Below are 18230 nucleotides of genomic sequence, written 5' to 3' on the forward strand. Positions count from 1 at the left end.
ACGCCCGCGGCCTGCGACCAAAGTCGTAGACTCGATCGTGTCGCATCGCAGCATTGACAATTGACCCCGGCGGACCATGGGTAGACCCTTGTTGCAGCCTGCAACCTGACGGGGAATCACATGAAGGGTGGACTCGGAAAACTGGCCTGGGCGGTGCTTGCGCTGCTCGGTGCGTTCTGCCTCGGAACCATCGCCCTGCGTCGCGGCGAACCCATCAACGCGCTGTGGATCGTGGTCGCGGCGGTCTCGATCTACCTCGTGGCGTACCGTTTTTACGCGCGCTTCATCGCCGACAGGGTCTTCGAGCTGGACGCGACCCGCGCAACGCCGGCGATGATCAACAACGACGGCCTGGACTACGTGCCCACCAACAAGCACGTACTGTTCGGCCACCACTTCGCCGCGATCGCGGGCGCCGGCCCGCTGGTCGGCCCGGTGCTGGCGGCCCAGATGGGCTACCTGCCCGGCACCCTGTGGCTGATCGTCGGCGTGGTGCTTGCCGGCGCGGTGCAGGACTTCATGGTGCTGGTGGTCTCCAGCCGCCGCGACGCCCGCTCGCTCGGCGACCTGGTGCGCGAGGAGATGGGCCAGGTGCCCGGCACCATCGCGCTGTTCGGCGCCTTCCTGATCATGATCATCATCCTGGCCGTGCTGGCGATGATCGTGGTGAAGGCCCTGGCCGAGAGTCCCTGGGGCATGTTCACCGTGATCGCAACGATGCCGATCGCGATCTTCATGGGCATCTACATGCGCTACCTCCGGCCCGGCAGGGTCGGCGAAATTTCGGTCATCGGCCTGGTGCTGCTGGTGGCGGCGATCTGGTACGGCGGCCAGGTCGCCGCGCACCCGACCTGGGGTCCGGCCTTCACCTTCACCGGCGTCCAGATCACCTGGATGCTGATCGGCTACGGCTTCGTCGCCGCGGTGCTGCCGGTGTGGCTGCTGCTGGCGCCGCGCGACTACCTGTCCACCTTCCTCAAGATCGGCGTGATCATCGGCCTGGCGGTCGGCATCCTGATCGTGATGCCGGAGCTGCGCATGCCTGCGCTGACCCAGTTCACCGACGGCACCGGCCCGGTCTGGAAGGGCTCGATGTTCCCGTTCCTGTTCATCACCATCGCCTGCGGCGCGGTCTCGGGCTTCCACGCGCTGATCGCATCCGGCACCACGCCCAAGCTGATGGCCAACGAGCGCCACGCGCCGTACCTGGGTTACGGCGGCATGCTGATGGAATCGTTCGTGGCGATCATGGCCATGGTCGCGGCATCGATCATCGACCCGGGCGTGTACTTCGCCATGAACAGCCCGGCGGCGGTCATCGGCACCGACCCGGCGGCGGTGGCTGAAATCGTGTCGAGCTGGGGCTTCGTGGTCACGCCCGAGGTGCTGATCCAGACCGCCGAGGACGTTGGCGAGGCCTCGATTATTTCCCGCGCCGGCGGCGCGCCGACGCTGGCCGTAGGCATCGCGCAGATCTTCCACGCGGTGATCCCGGGCGACGGCATGATGGCGTTCTGGTACCACTTCGCGATCCTGTTCGAGGCGCTGTTCATCCTCACCGCGGTCGACGCCGGCACCCGCGCCGGGCGCTTCATGCTGCAGGACCTGCTCGGCAACTTCGTCCCGGTCATGCGCAAGACCGACGCCTGGGTGCCGAACCTGGTCGCCACCGCGGGCTGCGTGGCGCTGTGGGGATACTTCCTGTACCAGGGCGTGACCGACCCGCTGGGCGGCATCAACATGCTGTGGCCGCTGTTCGGCATCGCCAACCAGATGCTGGCGGGCATCGCGCTGATGCTGTGCACGGTGGTGCTGTTCAAGATGAAGAAGGACCGCTACGCCTGGGTGTCGATCGTGCCCACGGTGTGGCTGCTGGCCTGCACGCTCAGCGCCGGCTGGATCAAGATCTTCGACGGCAATCCCGGCGTGGGCTTCATGGCGCAGGCCAACAAGTACCGCGCGGCGCTGGATGCCGGCGAGCTGATCGCGCCGTCGAAGGACTTCGGCGGCATGCAGCAGATCATGATCAACAACTACGTCAACGCGGGCCTGACGGCACTCTTCATGTTCGTGGTGCTGGCGGTGCTGTTCTACTCGGTGCTCGCGGTCCGCAAGGCGCGCGCGAACCCGGCGCGCACCGATCGCGAGACACCCTACGTCGCGCTGACCGAAGAGCAGCAGAAGGTCTGGCTCTGATGGCCGGCCAGCTGGTCACGCTGGACCACTTCGCCACGCACAAGCGTGTGTGGCGGAGGATGGTGCAGACCGCCCGGCTGTGCTGCGGCATCCCGGACTACGACAACTACGTGCGCCACGTGCTGGAGAAACATCCGGACCGCGAGCCGATGGACTACCCGACCTTCTTCCGCGAACGCCAGGAGGCCCGCTACGGCGGGCGCGGCGGGTTTCGCTGCTGCTGAGGGCGGCCATCGCCAAGCGTGGCAAGCGACGCGATGGCCGCCAGCAGCAACAGCGGGAACGCCGGCTGCAGATAGTCTATGCGGATGGCCGCGAAGGCCGACATGTCCACCAGCACCAGCAGGCCGACGCGCGCGGCCACCAGGCACCAGGCCGACGCAGCCAGCGCCTGCAGCGGTGAAAGCCGCCGCCGGCCTGCCGCCCGCAGCATGCTCCAGGCAAAGGCGAACAGGCCTGCGGCGGCCAGCCACGGCAGGACCCGCGCATGGATTTCCCAGACGACATGCCTCGCTGCGCGCGGCCAAGCCTCCTCGCGCGCCGCCAGCGGGATGCCCGCGGACATCGCATCGATGTTCAGCGTGCCCGAACCCAGGCGTGACGACGCGGGCGTCGCGGCAAACGACGTGAGCGGCACGTCGCCGGGGCCGGCGGTGGACTGGAATACGCAGCCCTCGATGGCCGGCGCGGCGAGGTCGAAGCGGTTCATACCTGCGCCCGGATCCTGGAAGTGGCGGGCAACGTCCGGGCTTGGCTTACGCTCCACGGCCATGCGCGCGTCCGGCGCCGCGCAGCGCAGCACCAGCCATTCCCCGGGCGCGCCATGGAACCAGCCGCCCACCCGCACACCCAGGGCTGCGGGTGGATCGCGCACCGGCGGACTCCCGACAAAACGCCACATCGCCCCGGCTTGGCCGGCGGCCGTGTCGCTCGGCGGCTGGCCGCCGCCGACGCCCTGCCAGGCAAGCAGCGACGCCGCCTTGCCGATGCGCGCCGGGACCGTCTCCCATTGCGCCCGGTCCACGGGCGGGATGCTGGCCACGATCGGGCGCGTGCACGCCAGCGACCCGTCGTCGCAGGCCGCGCCGATCTCATCGGCCACCTGGCGGAAATACGCGTCGGCCGCGGGTGCCGACCGGTACTCGCCGATGGACGCGGCGGCCGCGCGCAACACCCACAGGAAGCGGCCACCGCCGTAGTCGATGCAGGCGTCCGGCGCCTGCCGGCAGGGGTCGCCGCCACGCCGTGCCGGGTCCTCCAAGTAGGGACGCAGGCGCGCGAACGACGGGCTCGCAGCGTAGACCGCCTCCCTCACCGGCCCCGGCACGGGCACGTACGGTACCGGCGGGCCCACGCGCACCCGGTGCAGCGCCGAGAGCGCATCGCGGTAGGACGAGGCCCGGGTGTCGACCGTAGTGAACACGCCGTAGCTGGCCAGGTTGATGCCCGCCACCAGCGACAGCCATCCGGCGAAGCCGAGCCCGACGAGCGCGATGCCGATGCCGGTACGCCGCCGCTCCCCGGGGCTGCGCCAGGTCGTCGCGACATGGGCCAGCAGCAGCAGCGCGATGCCGGGAACCACCCAGACCGCGTCCTCGCGCGTGGACCACAGCCATCCGGACGCCAGCCCGGCCAGCACCGCCCATCGCAACCCGCGCCGGCCTTGCCGCGGTGCGTACATGAAAAGCAGCAGGCAGGCGAGCACGAGGATGGCCTGGGCGCCGCCGATGTTGTCGCGGATCACGCGGTTCCACCCCAGGGCCGCGGGCTGCCACTGCAGGGCGACCACCAGCAGCGTCGCCAGCAGCGGGCGGCCGCACATGCGATGCACCGCGACGCCAAGCAGCAGGCACGCCGCGCAATGCAACACGGCCTGCATCGTCGTGCCCGGCAGGCCCAGGACGTGGCTTGCGGCAAGGAACAGCGGATAGCCGGGGCCCTTGATGAGGGTCATCTGGTCGAACGCGCCGAGCCATCGGCCGGCCGCGATGTGTTCGGCTCGCTGCCAGAACCAGGCATCGTCGTGGCCCGCGCCCACCAGGATCGACACCGGCAGGTGGTGGACCAGCGTTATGAACAGGAGCGACGACGCCGCGAGGACGGCGGCCATGGTCCATCCCCGCTTCGCGTCGATGCCGGCCCCGGGCGTCACCCGCGGGCCCTCACTGCGGCTGCCCCGCCACCTGTGCCGGTGCCGGTGCCGGTCGGGGACGGTGCGCGACCAGCAGCAGGTTGCTCGGCCAGCCCAGCAGCGAGACGCTGCCGATCTCCCACGCCGGCAGCTTCGCCTGCGCGCATGCCCGGGCCAGCTCGCGCCGCCCCATGAGGTTGAGGTTTTCCTCCAGCGCCAGCGCGTGGTGCCCGAGCCGCCGCAGCAGCGCGCGGAACCAGGGCTTGGGCAGCCAGTGCAGCAGCGGCAGCACGGTGTGGAACTCTACCGGGAACCAGCGGTTGGGCGTGGTCAGGAAGATGCCCTTCCTGCTCACCCGGTGCAGCTCCGCGATGAACCTGGCCTGCTCGGCCGCCGAGCCCACGTGCTCCAGGACCGCGCTGGAATGCACCCAGTCGAAGCTCGCATCGGGAAACGGCAGATCCTTGCCGTCGCCGCGCACGAAGCGCATGCCGGGGTACACCTCTTCCAGGAACGAGGCATCGTCGAGGCCACAGGCGGTGATCGTGTCCTTGCGCGGGTGCCATGCCTCCAGATAGTTGGACGCGAGCTGCTCGCGGTCGCTGGTGACGCCGACATCGAGGATCCGGTCATCCGCCGCCACGCCAGCGGCGATGAAACGTGCGTACATCCGGCGCCGCATGAAAGTGGACACGCGATCGGTGGCTCCGCCACCGCGGGCGGCGTTGTACTGCGCGCCGATGCCGCGTCTGCGGCTCACCTCGCGGCGTCCGGCAGGCGCAGCGCCTCCAGGAAGAACGCCGCCAGGCCGACCTGGCCGCCGACGCCCATCAGCGTGACCGAAGGAATCACCCAGCGCATGGTGGTGCTGGGGTCCAGCACGCCGAAGTCGCGCGCGGCCCACAGGTACACCGCGTAAAGCGACATCGCGATGCCGGCGAGGAACATCAACAGCGCTGCGACCAGACAGCGCTCCAGCGTGAACGCCGCGAGCAGCCCCCTGCCGCGGCCATCCGCCGGCAGCCAGCCATGGCGGATCCCCATCGAAGTGGTGAGCACGGCGAACAGCACCATCTGCACGCCAAGCACGATCGCCGCGCCGGCATAGGACAGGGTGTGCACATCCAGGTTCAGGCCGCCGATCTCCACGCTGTGCATGCCGATCACGGCCATGGCCGCAATGCCCACCGCCGCCAGCGCCGCGCCCGGCAGCAGGAACAACCAGCGCGGGCTGTGCACCAGCAGGAAGCGCAGGTGCCGCCATCCATCGCGCCAGGTGCGCAGGTGCGGCGCCCGGGACCGACCGTCGGGCTTCAGGGTAGTCGGCACCTCGCTGATGCGGTATCCGGCGAGCGATGCCTTCACCACCATCTCGCTGGCGAACTCCATGCCCCGGCCCGCAAGCCCGAGCGCAAGGAACCGGTCGCGATCGAAGCCGCGCAGGCCGCAGTGGAAGTCGCGCACCTTGACGCCGAAGAACAGCCGCCCGAGGAAGCTCAGCACGGGATTGCCGAGGTACCTGTGCAGGAAGGGCATGGCGCCCTTCGCGATGCCCCCGCGGAAGCGGTTGCCGATCACCAGGTCGCTGCCGCCGCGGAGGCCTTCGACGAACGGCATGAGCCGCGAGAAGTCGTAGGAGTCGTCGGCGTCGCCCATCACCACGAAGCGGCCGCGCGCGCGCGCGATCCCGGCCAGGAGCGCGGCGCCATAGCCGCGCTCGGGAACCTCGACCACGCGTGCGCCCTCCACGATCGCGATCCCGCGGGAGCCGTCGACGCTGCCGTTGTCGGCCACCAGCACTTCACCCTGCACGCCGGAGCCGGCCAGGAACGCCTGTGCCTTGCGGACGCAGGTGGCCAGGGTTTCCGCCTCGTCGAGGCAGGGCATGAGGATGGTGAGCTCAAGCCCGGGCCCCGCCGCGTCCCCGCCAGGCGCGGGCGTGCCGGGCGCGGTGGTCATGCGCCCGCCATCACCCGCAGCACTTGCCCGATGCCATAGGCGACCACGGTGCCGGTGGCGTAGCCCACTGTTCCCAGCAGAACACCCACGGGCGCCAGCGACGGATGGAAGGCGGCGGCCACCACTGGCGCGGACGCCGCGGCGCCGATGTTGCCCTGCGAGCCCACCGCGAAATAGAACAGGGGTGCCCGCACCAGCCTTGCCGCGGCGAACAGCACGAGGATGTGCACCGCCATCCAGATCAGGCCGATCACGACCAGCTCCAAGCGCTCGGCGAGCTTGAAGAAGTCCATCTGCATGCCGATGCAGGCGATCAGGAAGTAGAGGAACACCGTACCCATCTTCGACGCGCCGGCGTTCTCCAGCCGGCGCATGGGCGTGAAGCTGAGCAGCAGGCCGCCCAGCGTGGACAACACGATCACCCAGACGAAGGGCGCGTCGAGGCTGAACTGGCTGGCCCAGCTCGTGTTGGCCTTGAACCAGGCCGAGGCCGGGTCCGCGATGAAGTGCGCGAGGCCGACCAGGCCGAAGGCCACGCCCACGATCACCATCAGGTCGGTGAGCGTGGGGATGCGGGCGTTGGCGGCCTCATAGGCCGAGATGCGGTCCTTCATTTCGTCGATGGCCCGCGTGTCGGCACCGGTGCGCGCGTCGATCTGCGGGGCGCGGTTGGCCAGGAACAGCAGCGTGGCCAGCCACAGGCTGGCGATGGCCACGTCGACCACCGCGAACTGGCCGAACAGGGTCGCATCGACCTCGTAGATCTCGCGGATCGCCACCATGTTGGCGCCGCCGCCGATCCAGCTGCCCGACAGCGCGGCCATGCCCTTCCAGGTGTCGCCGGCCACGGCGGCCGGCCAGAACCATTCCATCAGCTGGAAGCTGACGAAGGCGCCCAGGGCGATGCCCAGGGTGCCGGCGCAGAACACGAACAGCAGCTTCGGTCCAAGCCTGAGGATGCCCTTGAGGTCGATCGACAGCGTCAGCAGCACCAGCGCCGCCGGCAGCAGCACGCGGCTGGCAACCGGGTTGTAAAGCGCGCTGGTTTCGCCATCGATCAACCCGGCGGTGTTGTAGATCGCAGGCACGAAGTAGCACAGCAGCAGTGCCGGCACCCAGGCGAAGAACTTCTTCCAGAACGGCGTCGGGCCCGATGCCAACCAGAAAATCAGCCCCAGGGATGCTGCGATCAGGCCGAACACGACGATGTCGTTGGTGATCAGCGGGGCAACGGCGTCGATCGCATCGGCTGCGCCGACCGGATCCATGGCGTCGATGGCGGCGGCTTCGGCGGAGGCGTCGCGCGCGGTGGATGCAGGTGCCATCGGCAGGGTTCCTGTCGCTCGTGTAGGAGCAGCTATAGCTGCGAATCAAAAGGATGCGGGGTCACGCGCGGCCGGCACCGGGCCGGCCGCGCGCGGTAACGCCTACTCGCCGATGTGCTGTTTCAGCCAGGCGTTGACGGTGTCGTGCCAGAGAATGCTGTTCTGCGGCTTCAGCACCCAGTGGTTCTCGTCCGGGAAGTACAGCAGCTTCGACTCGATGCCCCGGCGCTGCAGCGCGGTGAACGCGGACAGGCCCTGGTCCACCGGCACCCGGTAGTCCTTCTCGCCCTGCACCACCAGCATCGGCACCTTCCACTTCGACACGTGGTTGACCGGGTTGAACTTCTCGTAGGCCTTGGGGTTGTCGTACGGCGTGCCGCCGTTTTCCCACTCGGTAAACCACAGTTCCTCGGTCACGTAGCCCATCGAGCGCGTGTCGAACACGCCGTCGTGGTTGACCAGGCACTTGAACGGCGCGTTGCCCTGGCGGTCGAACCAGTTGCCGGCCAGCCAGTTGACCATGTAGCCGCCGTAGCTGGCGCCAAGCGCGCAGGCGCGGTCGCCGTCCAGGTAGTCGTACTTCTCCTGCGCCGCCGCCCAGCCCTTCTGCAGGTCGACCAGCGGCGCATCGCCCCAGTTGCCGGTGATGGCGTCGGTGAAGTCCTGGCCGTAGCCGGTGGAGCCGTGGAAATCAATCATCACCACCGCATAGCCCTGGCCGGCATAGGTCTGCGGGTTCCAGCGGTAGCTCCAGCCGTTGCCGAAGCTGCCCTGCGGGCCGCCGTGGATCAGGAAGGCCACCGGATACTCGCGGCCCTCCTCGAAGTTCCAGGGCTTGACCACGTAGCCGTGCACGGTGGCGTCGTCCGCGCCCTTGAAACTGAACTGCTCGAAGGCGCCGAAGTCGACCCCGGGCAGGCGCTCGGCCGCGGTCGGGGTGATCGCGCGCTGGCCCTGGCCATCAAGCGAGGCCGCGTAGATGACGTCGCCGGTGTCGATGGCGTTGCGGCTGAAGACCAGGCTGTCGCCGGCGACTGCGAACGAGGACACGCTGCCGCCATCGACCAGGCGCGTGACCTCGCCGCTCGCGACGTCGACGGTGAACAGCGGGTATTCGCCCGTGTCCTGCGCGGCCACGTACAGCGCGCGGCCGTCGGGCGACGGCGTGATGCTGCTGGGCGAACGGTCCCAGTCGGGCGCGATTTCGCGGCGCTCGCCGCTGGCAAGGTCCAGCGCCATCAGCGCGTAGCGGTCGGCCTCGAAGCCGGCGCGCGCCATCGCGCGATAGAACAGGGTCTGGCCGTCGGCGCTGAACACCGGGCCTGCATCCCAGGCCTTGTTGTCCGCAGTCAGGTTGACCGGCGCGGCGGAACCCGCGGCGTCCAGGCGGTAGAGGTCGTAGTTGGTCGACCAGGCCTCTTCGCGGCCGGCCACGTTCACGCTGGCCACGATGCTTGCGCCATCCGGCGCCCAGGCGTAATCACCGGCGCCGCCGAAGGGCTTGCCCGGCACGTCGCCGTCGAGCGCGCCGCTCACCGCGGTGGCGGCGACGACCGGCTTGCCCTTGCCGCCCGGCAGGTTGGCGACGAAGAGGCGGTTGCGGCGGCCATCGGCCCAGGTATCCCAGTGGCGGACGAACAGCTGGTCGTAGACCACGCCGGTGGCCTTCGACGCCTCGCGTTCGTCCAGTCGCGCCTTGGTGCAGGCAAAGTCCGCACCGCAGTCGCCGAAGGTGTCGGCACTGAACGCGATGCGGCTGCCGTCCGGCGAGACGTGGTAGGTGCCGACATCGGCCTCGAACGCAGTCAGCTGGCGCGGCTTGCCGCCAGCCAGCGGGATCGCGTAGAGCTGCTGCGAGCCGTTCTTCGCGCTGAGGAAGTAGACCGTGGCGCCGTCGGGCGAGAACGACGGCGAATTGACGCTCCAGCCCTCCGGCGTGAGCCGCTTGGGCGGCGCCAGGTCGCGGGTCACCAGGTTGCGCGCGTACAGCGCCGAAGACGCGCTGTTGGCCTCGAGCTCGACGGTGCGCTGCGCGAACACCAGGTGCCTGCCATCCGGCGACAGCGTCGGCGAAGACACGCGTTGCATGGCGGCGAGGTCGCGCGCCTCGAGGCCGCGGGCATCGGCGACCGCGGGCAGCGCGGCGAACAGGCACAGGGTCAGCAGGGCGATGCGCGGCATGGATCGGGACTCCGGACGGAAAGTCCCGATGGTAGGGGCCGGCGGCGGCGGGCGCAAAGGCGGAAGGTCAGGCTTCCCGCTTCCCGCTGCTGCGATACAGCAGCCACGCAACCACTGCCATCACCATCAGGCCGACCCACTGGTTGAAATGCAGCGACTCCGCCACCGCCAGCACGTCGGCGCGCTCGGTGAGCACGATCGGCACGGCGATGGCGATGCCCATCAACGCCTCGCCGGTGATCAGCCCGGCCGCGAACAGGGTGCCCGGGCGATGGACGCGATCGCGCCCGGCCTCGTCCGTGGCATGCACGCCGTGCCGGCGCTCCACCAGCCACGCCAGCACGCCGCCGAGGAAGATCGGCACCATCAGCTCGATCGGCAGGTAGATGCCGATCGCGGCCGCCAGCACCGGCACGCGGAAGGTCGAGGCGCGCGCCTTCAGCCACTCGTCGAAGGCGATGATCGCCGCGCCGACGCCCGCGCCGATCGCGATCATGTTCCAGGGCAGCTCGCCGCCGAACATGCCCTTGGCCACCGAGGCCATCAGCGTCGCCTGCGGCGCGGCCAGCGAGTTGGGCTGTTCAGGCGTCGGCGCGCCGATGCCGTAGGCCTGGGCCAGCAGGTTGAGCACCGGCGCCATGATCAGCGCGCATGAGAACGCGCCGATGCCGAGCATCAGCTGTTGCTTCCATGGCGTGGCGCCGACGATGTAGCCGGCCTTGAGGTCCTGCAGGTTGTCGCCGCCGACCGCCGCCGCGCAGCACACCACCGCGCCGATCATGATCGCCGCCACCGCGCCCACCGGCGAGTCGCGCCCGAGCAGCAGCACCAGGACCGCGGCGGCGAACAGGATGGTGGCGATGGTGATGCCGGACACCGGGTTGTTCGACGAGCCCACCAGGCCCGCCAGGTAAGCCGACACCGACACGAACAGGAAACCGGCCACGATCATGATGATCGTCATCGGCACGCTGACGAACCAGTTGCCGACGATCGCCTGGTACAGCACCAGCAGCGGGATCACGAACAGCAGCAGCGCGATCAGCATCCACTTCATCGGCAGGTCGCGCTCGGTCTCGGGGACCTCCCCGTCGTTGCCCTTGCGCGCGGCGGCGATGCCGCTCTTCACGCCCGACAGCAGCGATTTGCGCAGCGAAAACAGCGTCCAGATGCCGCCGATCAGCATCGCACCCACGCCCAGGTAGCGGATCTTCGTCGACCAGATCGCGCCGGCGGCATCCGCGGCCGACGCACCGGCCAGCTGCGCGGCAAGCACCGGGTCGCTGCCGAGGAAGAACGCGTGATACAGCGGGATGGCGATGTTCCAGGACAGGATCGCGCCGGACAGCACCACGATGCCGATGTTCAGGCCCACGATGTAGCCCACGCCCAGCAGCGCCGGCGACAGGTTGGTGCCCATGTAGCCCAAGTACCTGTCGATGAAGCCCGCGGCCACGGCATTGTCCGGGATCATGCGCAGGCCGCTCTGGGCCGCGAGCTTGACCACCGCGCCCACGGTGGCGGCCAGGGCCAGGATCTTCAGCCCCTGCCCGGGATTCTCACCGGCCTTGAGCACTTCAGCGGCGGCCTTGCCCTCGGGGAACGGCAGCGGATCCTCGACGATCATCGTGCGCCGCAGCGGCACCGAGAACAGGACGCCAAGCAGGCCGCCGAGACCGGCGATCGCCAGCACCCACCAATAGCGGAAGTCATCCCAGTAGCCGAGGATCACCAGCGCCGGGATGGTGAAGATCACGCCCGCGGCGATCGACGACCCGGCAGAAGCGCCGGTCTGGACGATGTTGTTTTCAAGGATCGTGCCGCCGCCAAGCAGCCGCAGCACACCCATCGAAACCACCGCGGCCGGAATCGCGGTGGCGATGGTCAGGCCCGCGAACAGGCCGAGGTAGGCGTTGGCCGCGGCAAGGATCACCGCCAGCACGATCGCCAGCAGCACGGCACGGACGGTCAGCTGGGGCACGGAGCCACGTTCATGGTCGGTCATCAAGGTTCATCCCCCGGAGAAGACCCAACGCTAGCCCTCCCGGGCCTACGCGTCCAGATCCCCGCGCCGCGCCGCAGTGGCGGCGGGCGCAGGAAACATCCCGGGCCTATCGTTCGGCCGCGGTCTTGCCGCCCAGGTGCCTGCCAAGGAAGGCGAGCAGCCTGCTGTAGTACTCGTAGCGGTTGGCGTCGTCGTAGTAGCCATGCCCTTCGGTCGGGAAATAGGCCGTCTCGACCGGCACCCCGGCGTTCACCAGGGCGCGCTCCATCTGCTTGCTGTGCTCGATGGGCGCGCGCTCGTCCTTGCCGCCCGCCGCCAGGAACACCGGCACCTTGATGCGATCGGCCATGCGCGTGGGCGACACGGCGCCGAGCGCGTCACGTTCGCCGATCCATTCGCTCAGGTAGGTCATGCCCGAACCGCGCTTCTGCACGTCGCCATGCGTGTGCATGGTCGGCAGGTCGTAGACGCCGACGTTGCCGGCCGCACAGCGGTACAGGGAGGGTTCCTTCGCCGCGCCCATCAGCGCCGCGTAGCCGCCGTAGCTGCTGCCGTAGATGCAGATCCGGCTGGCGTCGGCGATGCCCTGGGCCACGGCCCAGCGGGTGGCGTCGGTGACGTCGTCCTGCATCGCACCACCCCATTGGCGCGCGCCGGCGTGCTCGAACGCGCGACCCTGGCTGCCGGAGCCGCGGAAGTTCACCTGCAGCACGGCGTACCCGGCGTCCGCGAGCATCTGCGCTTCGTTGTCGAAGCCCCAGGTATCGAAGATGCCGAAGGGTCCGCCGTGCGGCAACACCACCATCGGCAGGCCGCGGCCATCCGACCCGGCGGGAATCGTGACGAAGCCTTGCAGCTTCAACCCGTCGCGCGCCTCGAGGCTGACCGGGCGGCGCTCGGCCATCATCGCGGGATCGAACCACTGCGCACGCGCCACGACGTGTGCGGCCTTCTTGTCGACCGTGTCGTAGACGTAGAAGTCGCCCGGATTGCGATCGCTCCAGACCTGGACCAGCACCTTGCGGCCGTCGGCCGTGCTGGAGGTGATGTACACGGCATGGCCTTCGAACGCGGCCTCGAGGCTGCGGTACAGGCGTGCATGCTCGGACTGTGGATCGAAGAACGCAGTCCGCGGCCGGCCATCGACGAACAGCGCGCCCACCGGCACCCGCGTGCCCGGGGCATGGAGGACCACCGGGTCGCCGGTCGCGTCGGCAAGGACCGTGGTCCGCTCACCGGTCGCCACGTCATACGCGACGATCCGGTCGGGCCCTTCCGCCTGTTCGACGTTCAGGTAGGCGATCGCGTTGTCGGCGGAAAACCCCACCGGCCACTCCGCGCGCCCGCTGGCCGACTCGTCGTTGACCAGCACCCAGTCCGCACCGGCGCCGGCACGGTAATAGAGCTTGTTGACGATGTCATAGCCCGCGCCATGCGCAAAGCGCACGGCCCCGGTGTTGTCGGTGGTGAAGCTTGCGTTCCGGATCGGCGCGGTGGCCGCCAGGGTGCGGCGGCCGGTGTAGATGTCCAGGCGCTCGGCGCGCGTATATGGATCGGTGCCGAAACGTTCCGTCGACACCAGCGAATAGCGCGCGTCGTCCAGCAGCGGATCGATCAGGAAGGCGGCCACGCGATCGGCCCGCTGGGTCTGGATGCGGGTCCCCGAGCCCGAACCGACGACGCGCTGGCCGATCAGCAGCTGCTTGTCGCTGCCATCGGCATCCAGTGCATACAGCTCACCGGTGGGCTGCGGCGCGTCCATCGTTCCCATCTTTTCCGCCACGCTGAGCACCACGCGCTCGGGGCTGACCCAGCTGAAGCCCGCGAAGTGCGTGTTCTTGCCAAGCCTCAGCGCGGTCGAGATCTGGTTGTCCGAGGCCTTGATGATGACCAGGCCCATCTGGTCTTCCAGCGGTACCGTCGCCGCGTAGTACTCGCCAGTGGGCGAGAGCTTGATGTCGACGAAGGCATCTTTCTTGACGTATGCATCCAGGTCGATGCCCGTCGCCGCCATCGCCGGCACGGACACCATGGCCAGCATCGCAGCCAGTGCGAACCCACTTCCACGCTTCATCCTGTTTCCCCGAAAATCCGGCCAGCCCCTCGCTGGCGGCGCCATTATGAAGCGCCAGCAGTCCCGACGATACCCGCGTCAGCCCTGAGCCATACCGTCGAGCACGCGCTGCAGGTCGCGGTCCCACTCGGGCAGTTCGATTGCCCACTGCGCACGCAGCGCGCTGGTGTCGAGCCTCGAACAGGCCGGGCGGCGCGCCGGGGTCGGGTACTCGCTGGTCGGTACCGGCACGATCCGCGGGCGTCTGGCCAGCAGGCCGCGGGCATGCGCGCTGTCGATGATGGCGCTGGCAAACCCGTGCCAGCTGGTACCGCCCGAGGCAGTGAGGTGCCAGAGACCGGACGGGCGTTCCGTCGAGGCCAGCACCGATGCCGTCACCGACGCGATCAGGCTGGCCGCCGTCGGCGTTCCATGCTGGTCGTCGACCACGCGCAGTTCGTCGCGCTCCCCCGCCAGGCGCAGCATCGTGCGCATGAAGTTGTGCCCATGGGCGTCGTAGACCCAGGCGGTGCGGAACACCATGTGGCGCGCGCCACTGCCGCGCACGGCCTCCTCCCCGGCGAGCTTGCTCGCGCCGTAGACGCCCAGGGGGGCGGTCGGGTCACCCTCGCGCCAGGGGCGGTTGCCGCTGCCGTCGAAGACGTAATCGGTCGAATAGTGGACCAGGAGCGCGTCGCGACGGGCACAGGCTTCGGCCAGGGCACCGGGCGCCTCGGCGTTGGCGCGGAAGGCGGACTCGCGCTCGGTCTCCGCGCGGTCGACCGCGGTGTAGGCGGCGGCGTTGACCACCACGTCCGGCGCGATCCGCTCGACCAGTCCGGGCAGCGTGCCCGGCTGGTCGAAATCGGCGCGCTCGCAAGCGACGCCGTCGGGCAACGTGCCGCTGCGGGTGGTGCAGACCACCTCGCCCAAGGGTGCAAGCGCGCGGCGCAGCGCATGGCCGACCTGGCCGTTGGCGCCAAGCAGAAGCAGCCTCAAGGCACGTAGACCGGCAGCCGTTCCTCGGGCACGTCGGCCAGGAACGGCGCGCGCGTGTCCTTGTCCGACAGCGAAGGCGCGGCCAGCGGCCAGTCGACGGCCAGCGTGGCGTCGTTCCAGCGGATGCCTGCGTCGGCTTCACGGTCGTAGGTCGCGGTGCACAGGTAGGTGAACACCGCGCGCTCGCTGAGCGTCACGAAGCCGTGCGCGAAGCCTTCCGGGATCCAGAAGTGGCGCTTGTTCTCCGCACTCAGCACCACCGCCGTCCACTTGCCGAAGGTTGGCGAGCCGCGGCGGATGTCGACGGCCACGTCCCAGACCTCGCCCTCGGTCACCGACACATACTTGCCCTGCGGCTTGGGCCACTGGTAGTGCAGGCCGCGCAGCACGCCGCGCGAGGACGAGGACACGTTGCCCTGCACGAAGGTGGGCGTGAGCCCGTGCTGCGCCAGCTTGTCGGCATTGAAGGATTCGTAGAAGAAGCCGCGGTCGTCGCCGAACACCTGCGGTTCGATCACCACGCAGCCCGGCAGGCCGGTCTCGACGACCTTCATCGCACCACCCCGCGCTTGGCCAGCGACAGCAGGTACTGCCCATAGCCGTTCTTGGCCAGCGGCGCGGCCAGGCGCTCCAGGTCCTCGTCGCCGATCCAGCCGTTGGACCATGCGATCTCCTCCGGACAGCACACGCGCAGGCCCTGTCGGGCCTCGACGGTCTCGATGAAGTTCGAGGCCTCGATCAGCGACTGGTGGGTGCCGGTGTCGAGCCAGGCATAACCGCGACCGAGCTGTTCGAGGCGCAGGCTGCCCTCCTCCAGGTAGCAGCGGTTGAGGTCGGTGATCTCGAGTTCGCCGCGTGGCGAAGGCGTGAGCGAAGCCGCGAAGTCGCTGGCGCGGCCGTCGTAGAAATACAGGCCGGTAACGGCGTAGTTCGAGCGCGGGTTGGCGGGCTTCTCTTCCAGCCCCACCACCTTGCCGTCGGCGTCGAAGTCCGCGACGCCGTAGCGCTCCGGATCACTGACCCAGTAGCCGAACACCGTGGCGCCTTCCTGGCGCGCGTCGGCGCGCTTGAGGATCTCGGTGAAGCCGTGGCCGTGGAAGATGTTGTCGCCCAGCACCAGGCAGCTCGGCTTGCCGTCGACGAACTCGCGGCCGATGAGATACGCCTGCGCCAGCCCGTCCGGGCTCGGCTGCACCGCGTACTGGATGTCCATGCCCCACTGCGAGCCGTCGCCCAGCAGCTGCTGGAACAGCGCCTGCTCGTGCGGGGTGTTGATGATCAGCACCTCGCGGATCCCGGCGAGCATCAGCGCGCTCAGCGGGTAATAGATCATCGGCTTGTCGTACACCGGCAACAGCTGCTTGCTGATCGCGCGGGTGATCGGATACAGCCGGGTGCCTGAGCCGCCGGCAAGGATGATGCCGCGCCGCGCGGTCATGCCGCGCTCCCGATGCGTTCCAACCGGTAGCTGCCGTCGAGCACGCGCTGCACCCAGGGCTGGTTGGCCAGGTACCAGTCCACGGTCTCGGCGATGCCGCGCTCGAAGCTGTATTTCGGCTCCCAGCCCAGCTCGTCGCGCAGCTTGGAGGCGTCGATCGCGTAGCGGCGATCATGCCCCGGCCGGTCGGCGACGAAGGCGATCTGCGATTCGCGCGGCTGGCCGTCCTCGCGCGGCCGGCGCTCGTCGAGCAGCGCGCAAATGGTCTTCACCACCTCGATGTTCTGCATCTCGGCGTTGCCGCCGACGTTGTAGGTCTCGCCCACGCGGCCCTTGGCCAGCACGGTGCGGATCGCCTCGCAGTGGTCGGTGACGAACAGCCAGTCGCGCACCTGCTTGCCGTCGCCGTACACCGGCAGCGCCTCGCCGGCCAGGGCCTTGGCGATCACCAGCGGGACCAGCTTCTCGGGGAAGTGGTAGGGCCCGTAGTTGTTCGAGCAGTTGGTGGTCAGCACCGGCAGCCCGTAGGTGTGGTGGAAGGCGCGCACCAAGTGGTCGGACGCGGCCTTCGACGCCGAGTACGGCGAATTGGGCGCGTAGGGCGTGGTCTCGGTGAACAAGCCGGTGTCACCCAGGGTGCCGTAGACCTCGTCGGTGGAGACGTGCAGGAAGCGGAACGCGTCCTTCGCCTCGCCCTCCAGCGCCTTCCAGTAGTCGCGAACTGCTTCCAGCAGCGCCAGCGTGCCCACCACGTTCGTCTGCACGAAGGCGGCCGGGCCGTCAATCGAGCGGTCGACATGGCTTTCCGCAGCGAAGTTGATGACGGCATCCGGTCGGTGTTCGGCCAGCAACCGGGCGACCAGGTCGCCATCGCCGATGTCGCCCTGCACGAAGACGTGGCCGGGGTTGCCTTCCAGCGAGGACAGGGTGTCCAGGTTGCCGGCGTAGGTAAGCACGTCGAGATTGATCACGCGCACGCCGGCGGCGACCGCTTCGAGCACGAAATTGCCGCCGATGAAACCGGCACCGCCGGTGACTAGCCAAGTGGCCATGGTGGGGAAATCCTCCGGGAACTCCAGCCACCCCGGCCTGCTCCTGCGGCCGCGGACGATGGCTTGATCCGCCTAGGATAGCGGGCAGGCCCTGCCCGACCAAATCCGCGCCCGGCTTCGGCCGTCCTGCCTGGCGTCGTGCGTCGCCGGGCCCCGGCATTGCCGGGGCGTGCCAGCTCGGGCGTGGCTCAGAACGGGATGTCGTCGTCCGAGAACCCGCCATCGTCGAACGGGGCGCCAGCCGCTCCGGCAGCCGCACCACCAGCCGCACCAGCACCAGCCCCTTGGCCCTGCCGGCCCTGGCCGGACGATTCACGCGGGGCACGCTGGTAATCGCCACCGCCGCCACCGCCGCCACCACCACCACCACCGCTGCCGCGCTGATAGTCACCGCCGCCACCGCCCCGCTGGCCGCCACCTTCACCACCGCCGCCAAGCATCTGCATCTCGTCGGCGATGATGTCGGTGCTGTAGCGCTCGATGCCGTCCTTGCCGGTGTACTTGTCGGTGCGCAGCGACCCTTCGATATAGACCTGGCGCCCCTTCTTCAGGTACTCGCCGGCGATTTCCGCCAGGCGGCCGAAGAACTTCACCCGGTGCCACTCGGTCCGCTCCTGCTGCTGGCCGGACTGCTTGTCCTTCCAAGCATCGGTGGTGGCCACGCTGATCGTGGTGATCGTGGTGCCGCTCTGGGTGTACTTGACGTCGGGATCGTTGCCGAGGTTGCCGACGAGGATGACCTTGTTGATTCCGCGGGCCATGGATTGGGTTCCTTGCGCTCTCCGCCGGGATTGGCAGGAGGAAAAGGATGAGTATAACCGCCACCCTGTGGCCATCCGCCCGACGCCCGGCGCCCCGTCGGGCGAATCCCGCGCGGTCCGTAGTCCGGCG

14 protein-coding genes are annotated in these 18230 nt (G+C 69.2%); 2 read left to right on the forward strand and 12 right to left on the reverse strand.

The features are described from left to right. Positions 1-120 precede the first annotated feature (120 nt). Both ACW7GZ_RS01520 and ACW7GZ_RS01525 read left to right on the forward strand, forming a co-directional pair. Positions 121-2196: a carbon starvation CstA family protein gene (locus ACW7GZ_RS01520; RefSeq protein WP_457007461.1), complete on the forward strand. Its 2076-nt coding sequence runs from the start codon at positions 121-123 to the stop codon at positions 2194-2196. Further along, positions 2196-2420, forward strand: coding sequence for a YbdD/YjiX family protein (locus tag ACW7GZ_RS01525; RefSeq protein ID WP_457001501.1), 225 nt, complete (start codon positions 2196-2198; stop codon positions 2418-2420). Before ACW7GZ_RS01520 ends, ACW7GZ_RS01525 begins: the two co-directional genes overlap by 1 nt. Here ACW7GZ_RS01525 and ACW7GZ_RS01530 read toward each other — a convergent pair. The 12 genes from ACW7GZ_RS01530 to ssb form a co-directional block, all read right to left on the reverse strand. Then, a complete protein-coding gene (locus ACW7GZ_RS01530) occupies positions 2387-4306 on the reverse strand; it encodes a hypothetical protein (RefSeq protein ID WP_457007463.1) in 1920 nt (639 codons plus the stop codon). The genes ACW7GZ_RS01525 and ACW7GZ_RS01530 overlap by 34 nt on opposite strands. 52 nt (positions 4307-4358) lie before the next feature. Further along, a complete protein-coding gene (locus ACW7GZ_RS01535) occupies positions 4359-5087 on the reverse strand; it encodes a class I SAM-dependent methyltransferase (protein ID WP_457007464.1) in 729 nt (242 codons plus the stop codon). Beyond that, a complete protein-coding gene (locus tag ACW7GZ_RS01540; protein WP_457007466.1) occupies positions 5084-6286 on the reverse strand; it encodes a glycosyltransferase family 2 protein in 1203 nt (400 codons plus the stop codon). The genes ACW7GZ_RS01535 and ACW7GZ_RS01540 overlap by 4 nt, the downstream gene beginning before the upstream one ends. Beyond that, complete coding sequence (locus ACW7GZ_RS01545; protein WP_457007955.1) at positions 6283-7554, reverse strand: DUF819 family protein; 1272 nt, start codon at positions 7552-7554, stop codon at positions 6283-6285. Before ACW7GZ_RS01545 ends, ACW7GZ_RS01540 begins: the two co-directional genes overlap by 4 nt. A 159-nt stretch (positions 7555-7713) precedes the next feature. Further along, the gene (locus tag ACW7GZ_RS01550; protein WP_457001499.1) at positions 7714-9792 is read right to left on the reverse strand and encodes a prolyl oligopeptidase family serine peptidase; all 2079 of its coding nucleotides are present in this window, start codon (positions 9790-9792) and stop codon (positions 7714-7716) included. Positions 9793-9859: 67 nt separating this feature from the next. Then, positions 9860-11797, reverse strand: a complete 1938-nt coding sequence (locus ACW7GZ_RS01555) for an OPT family oligopeptide transporter (RefSeq protein ID WP_457001497.1) — start codon at positions 11795-11797, stop codon at positions 9860-9862. 106 nt (positions 11798-11903) lie between these two features. Next, the gene (locus ACW7GZ_RS01560) at positions 11904-13871 is read right to left on the reverse strand and encodes an alpha/beta hydrolase family protein (protein ID WP_457001495.1); all 1968 of its coding nucleotides are present in this window, start codon (positions 13869-13871) and stop codon (positions 11904-11906) included. Positions 13872-13949: 78 nt separating this feature from the next. After that, on the reverse strand, positions 13950-14849 hold the full coding sequence (rfbD, locus tag ACW7GZ_RS01565) for a dTDP-4-dehydrorhamnose reductase (protein WP_457001493.1): 900 nt from the start codon (positions 14847-14849) through the stop codon (positions 13950-13952). Next, positions 14846-15403 carry a dTDP-4-dehydrorhamnose 3,5-epimerase gene (gene rfbC / locus ACW7GZ_RS01570; RefSeq protein WP_457007468.1) on the reverse strand — a complete coding sequence of 186 codons (558 nt, stop codon included), beginning with the start codon at positions 15401-15403 and terminating at the stop codon, positions 14846-14848. Before rfbC ends, rfbD begins: the two co-directional genes overlap by 4 nt. Continuing rightward, the gene (gene rfbA, locus ACW7GZ_RS01575) at positions 15400-16287 is read right to left on the reverse strand and encodes a glucose-1-phosphate thymidylyltransferase RfbA (protein ID WP_457001489.1); all 888 of its coding nucleotides are present in this window, start codon (positions 16285-16287) and stop codon (positions 15400-15402) included. Before rfbA ends, rfbC begins: the two co-directional genes overlap by 4 nt. Beyond that, positions 16284-17339, reverse strand: coding sequence for a dTDP-glucose 4,6-dehydratase (gene rfbB, locus ACW7GZ_RS01580; RefSeq protein WP_457007470.1), 1056 nt, complete (start codon positions 17337-17339; stop codon positions 16284-16286). Before rfbB ends, rfbA begins: the two co-directional genes overlap by 4 nt. 188 nt (positions 17340-17527) lie before the next feature. Beyond that, entirely contained in the window at positions 17528-18100 is a 573-nt protein-coding gene (gene ssb, locus ACW7GZ_RS01585; RefSeq protein WP_457007472.1) for a single-stranded DNA-binding protein, read from the reverse strand. Positions 18101-18230 lie beyond the last annotated feature (130 nt).

The sequence above is a fragment of the Luteimonas sp. A537 genome (assembly GCF_054052065.1).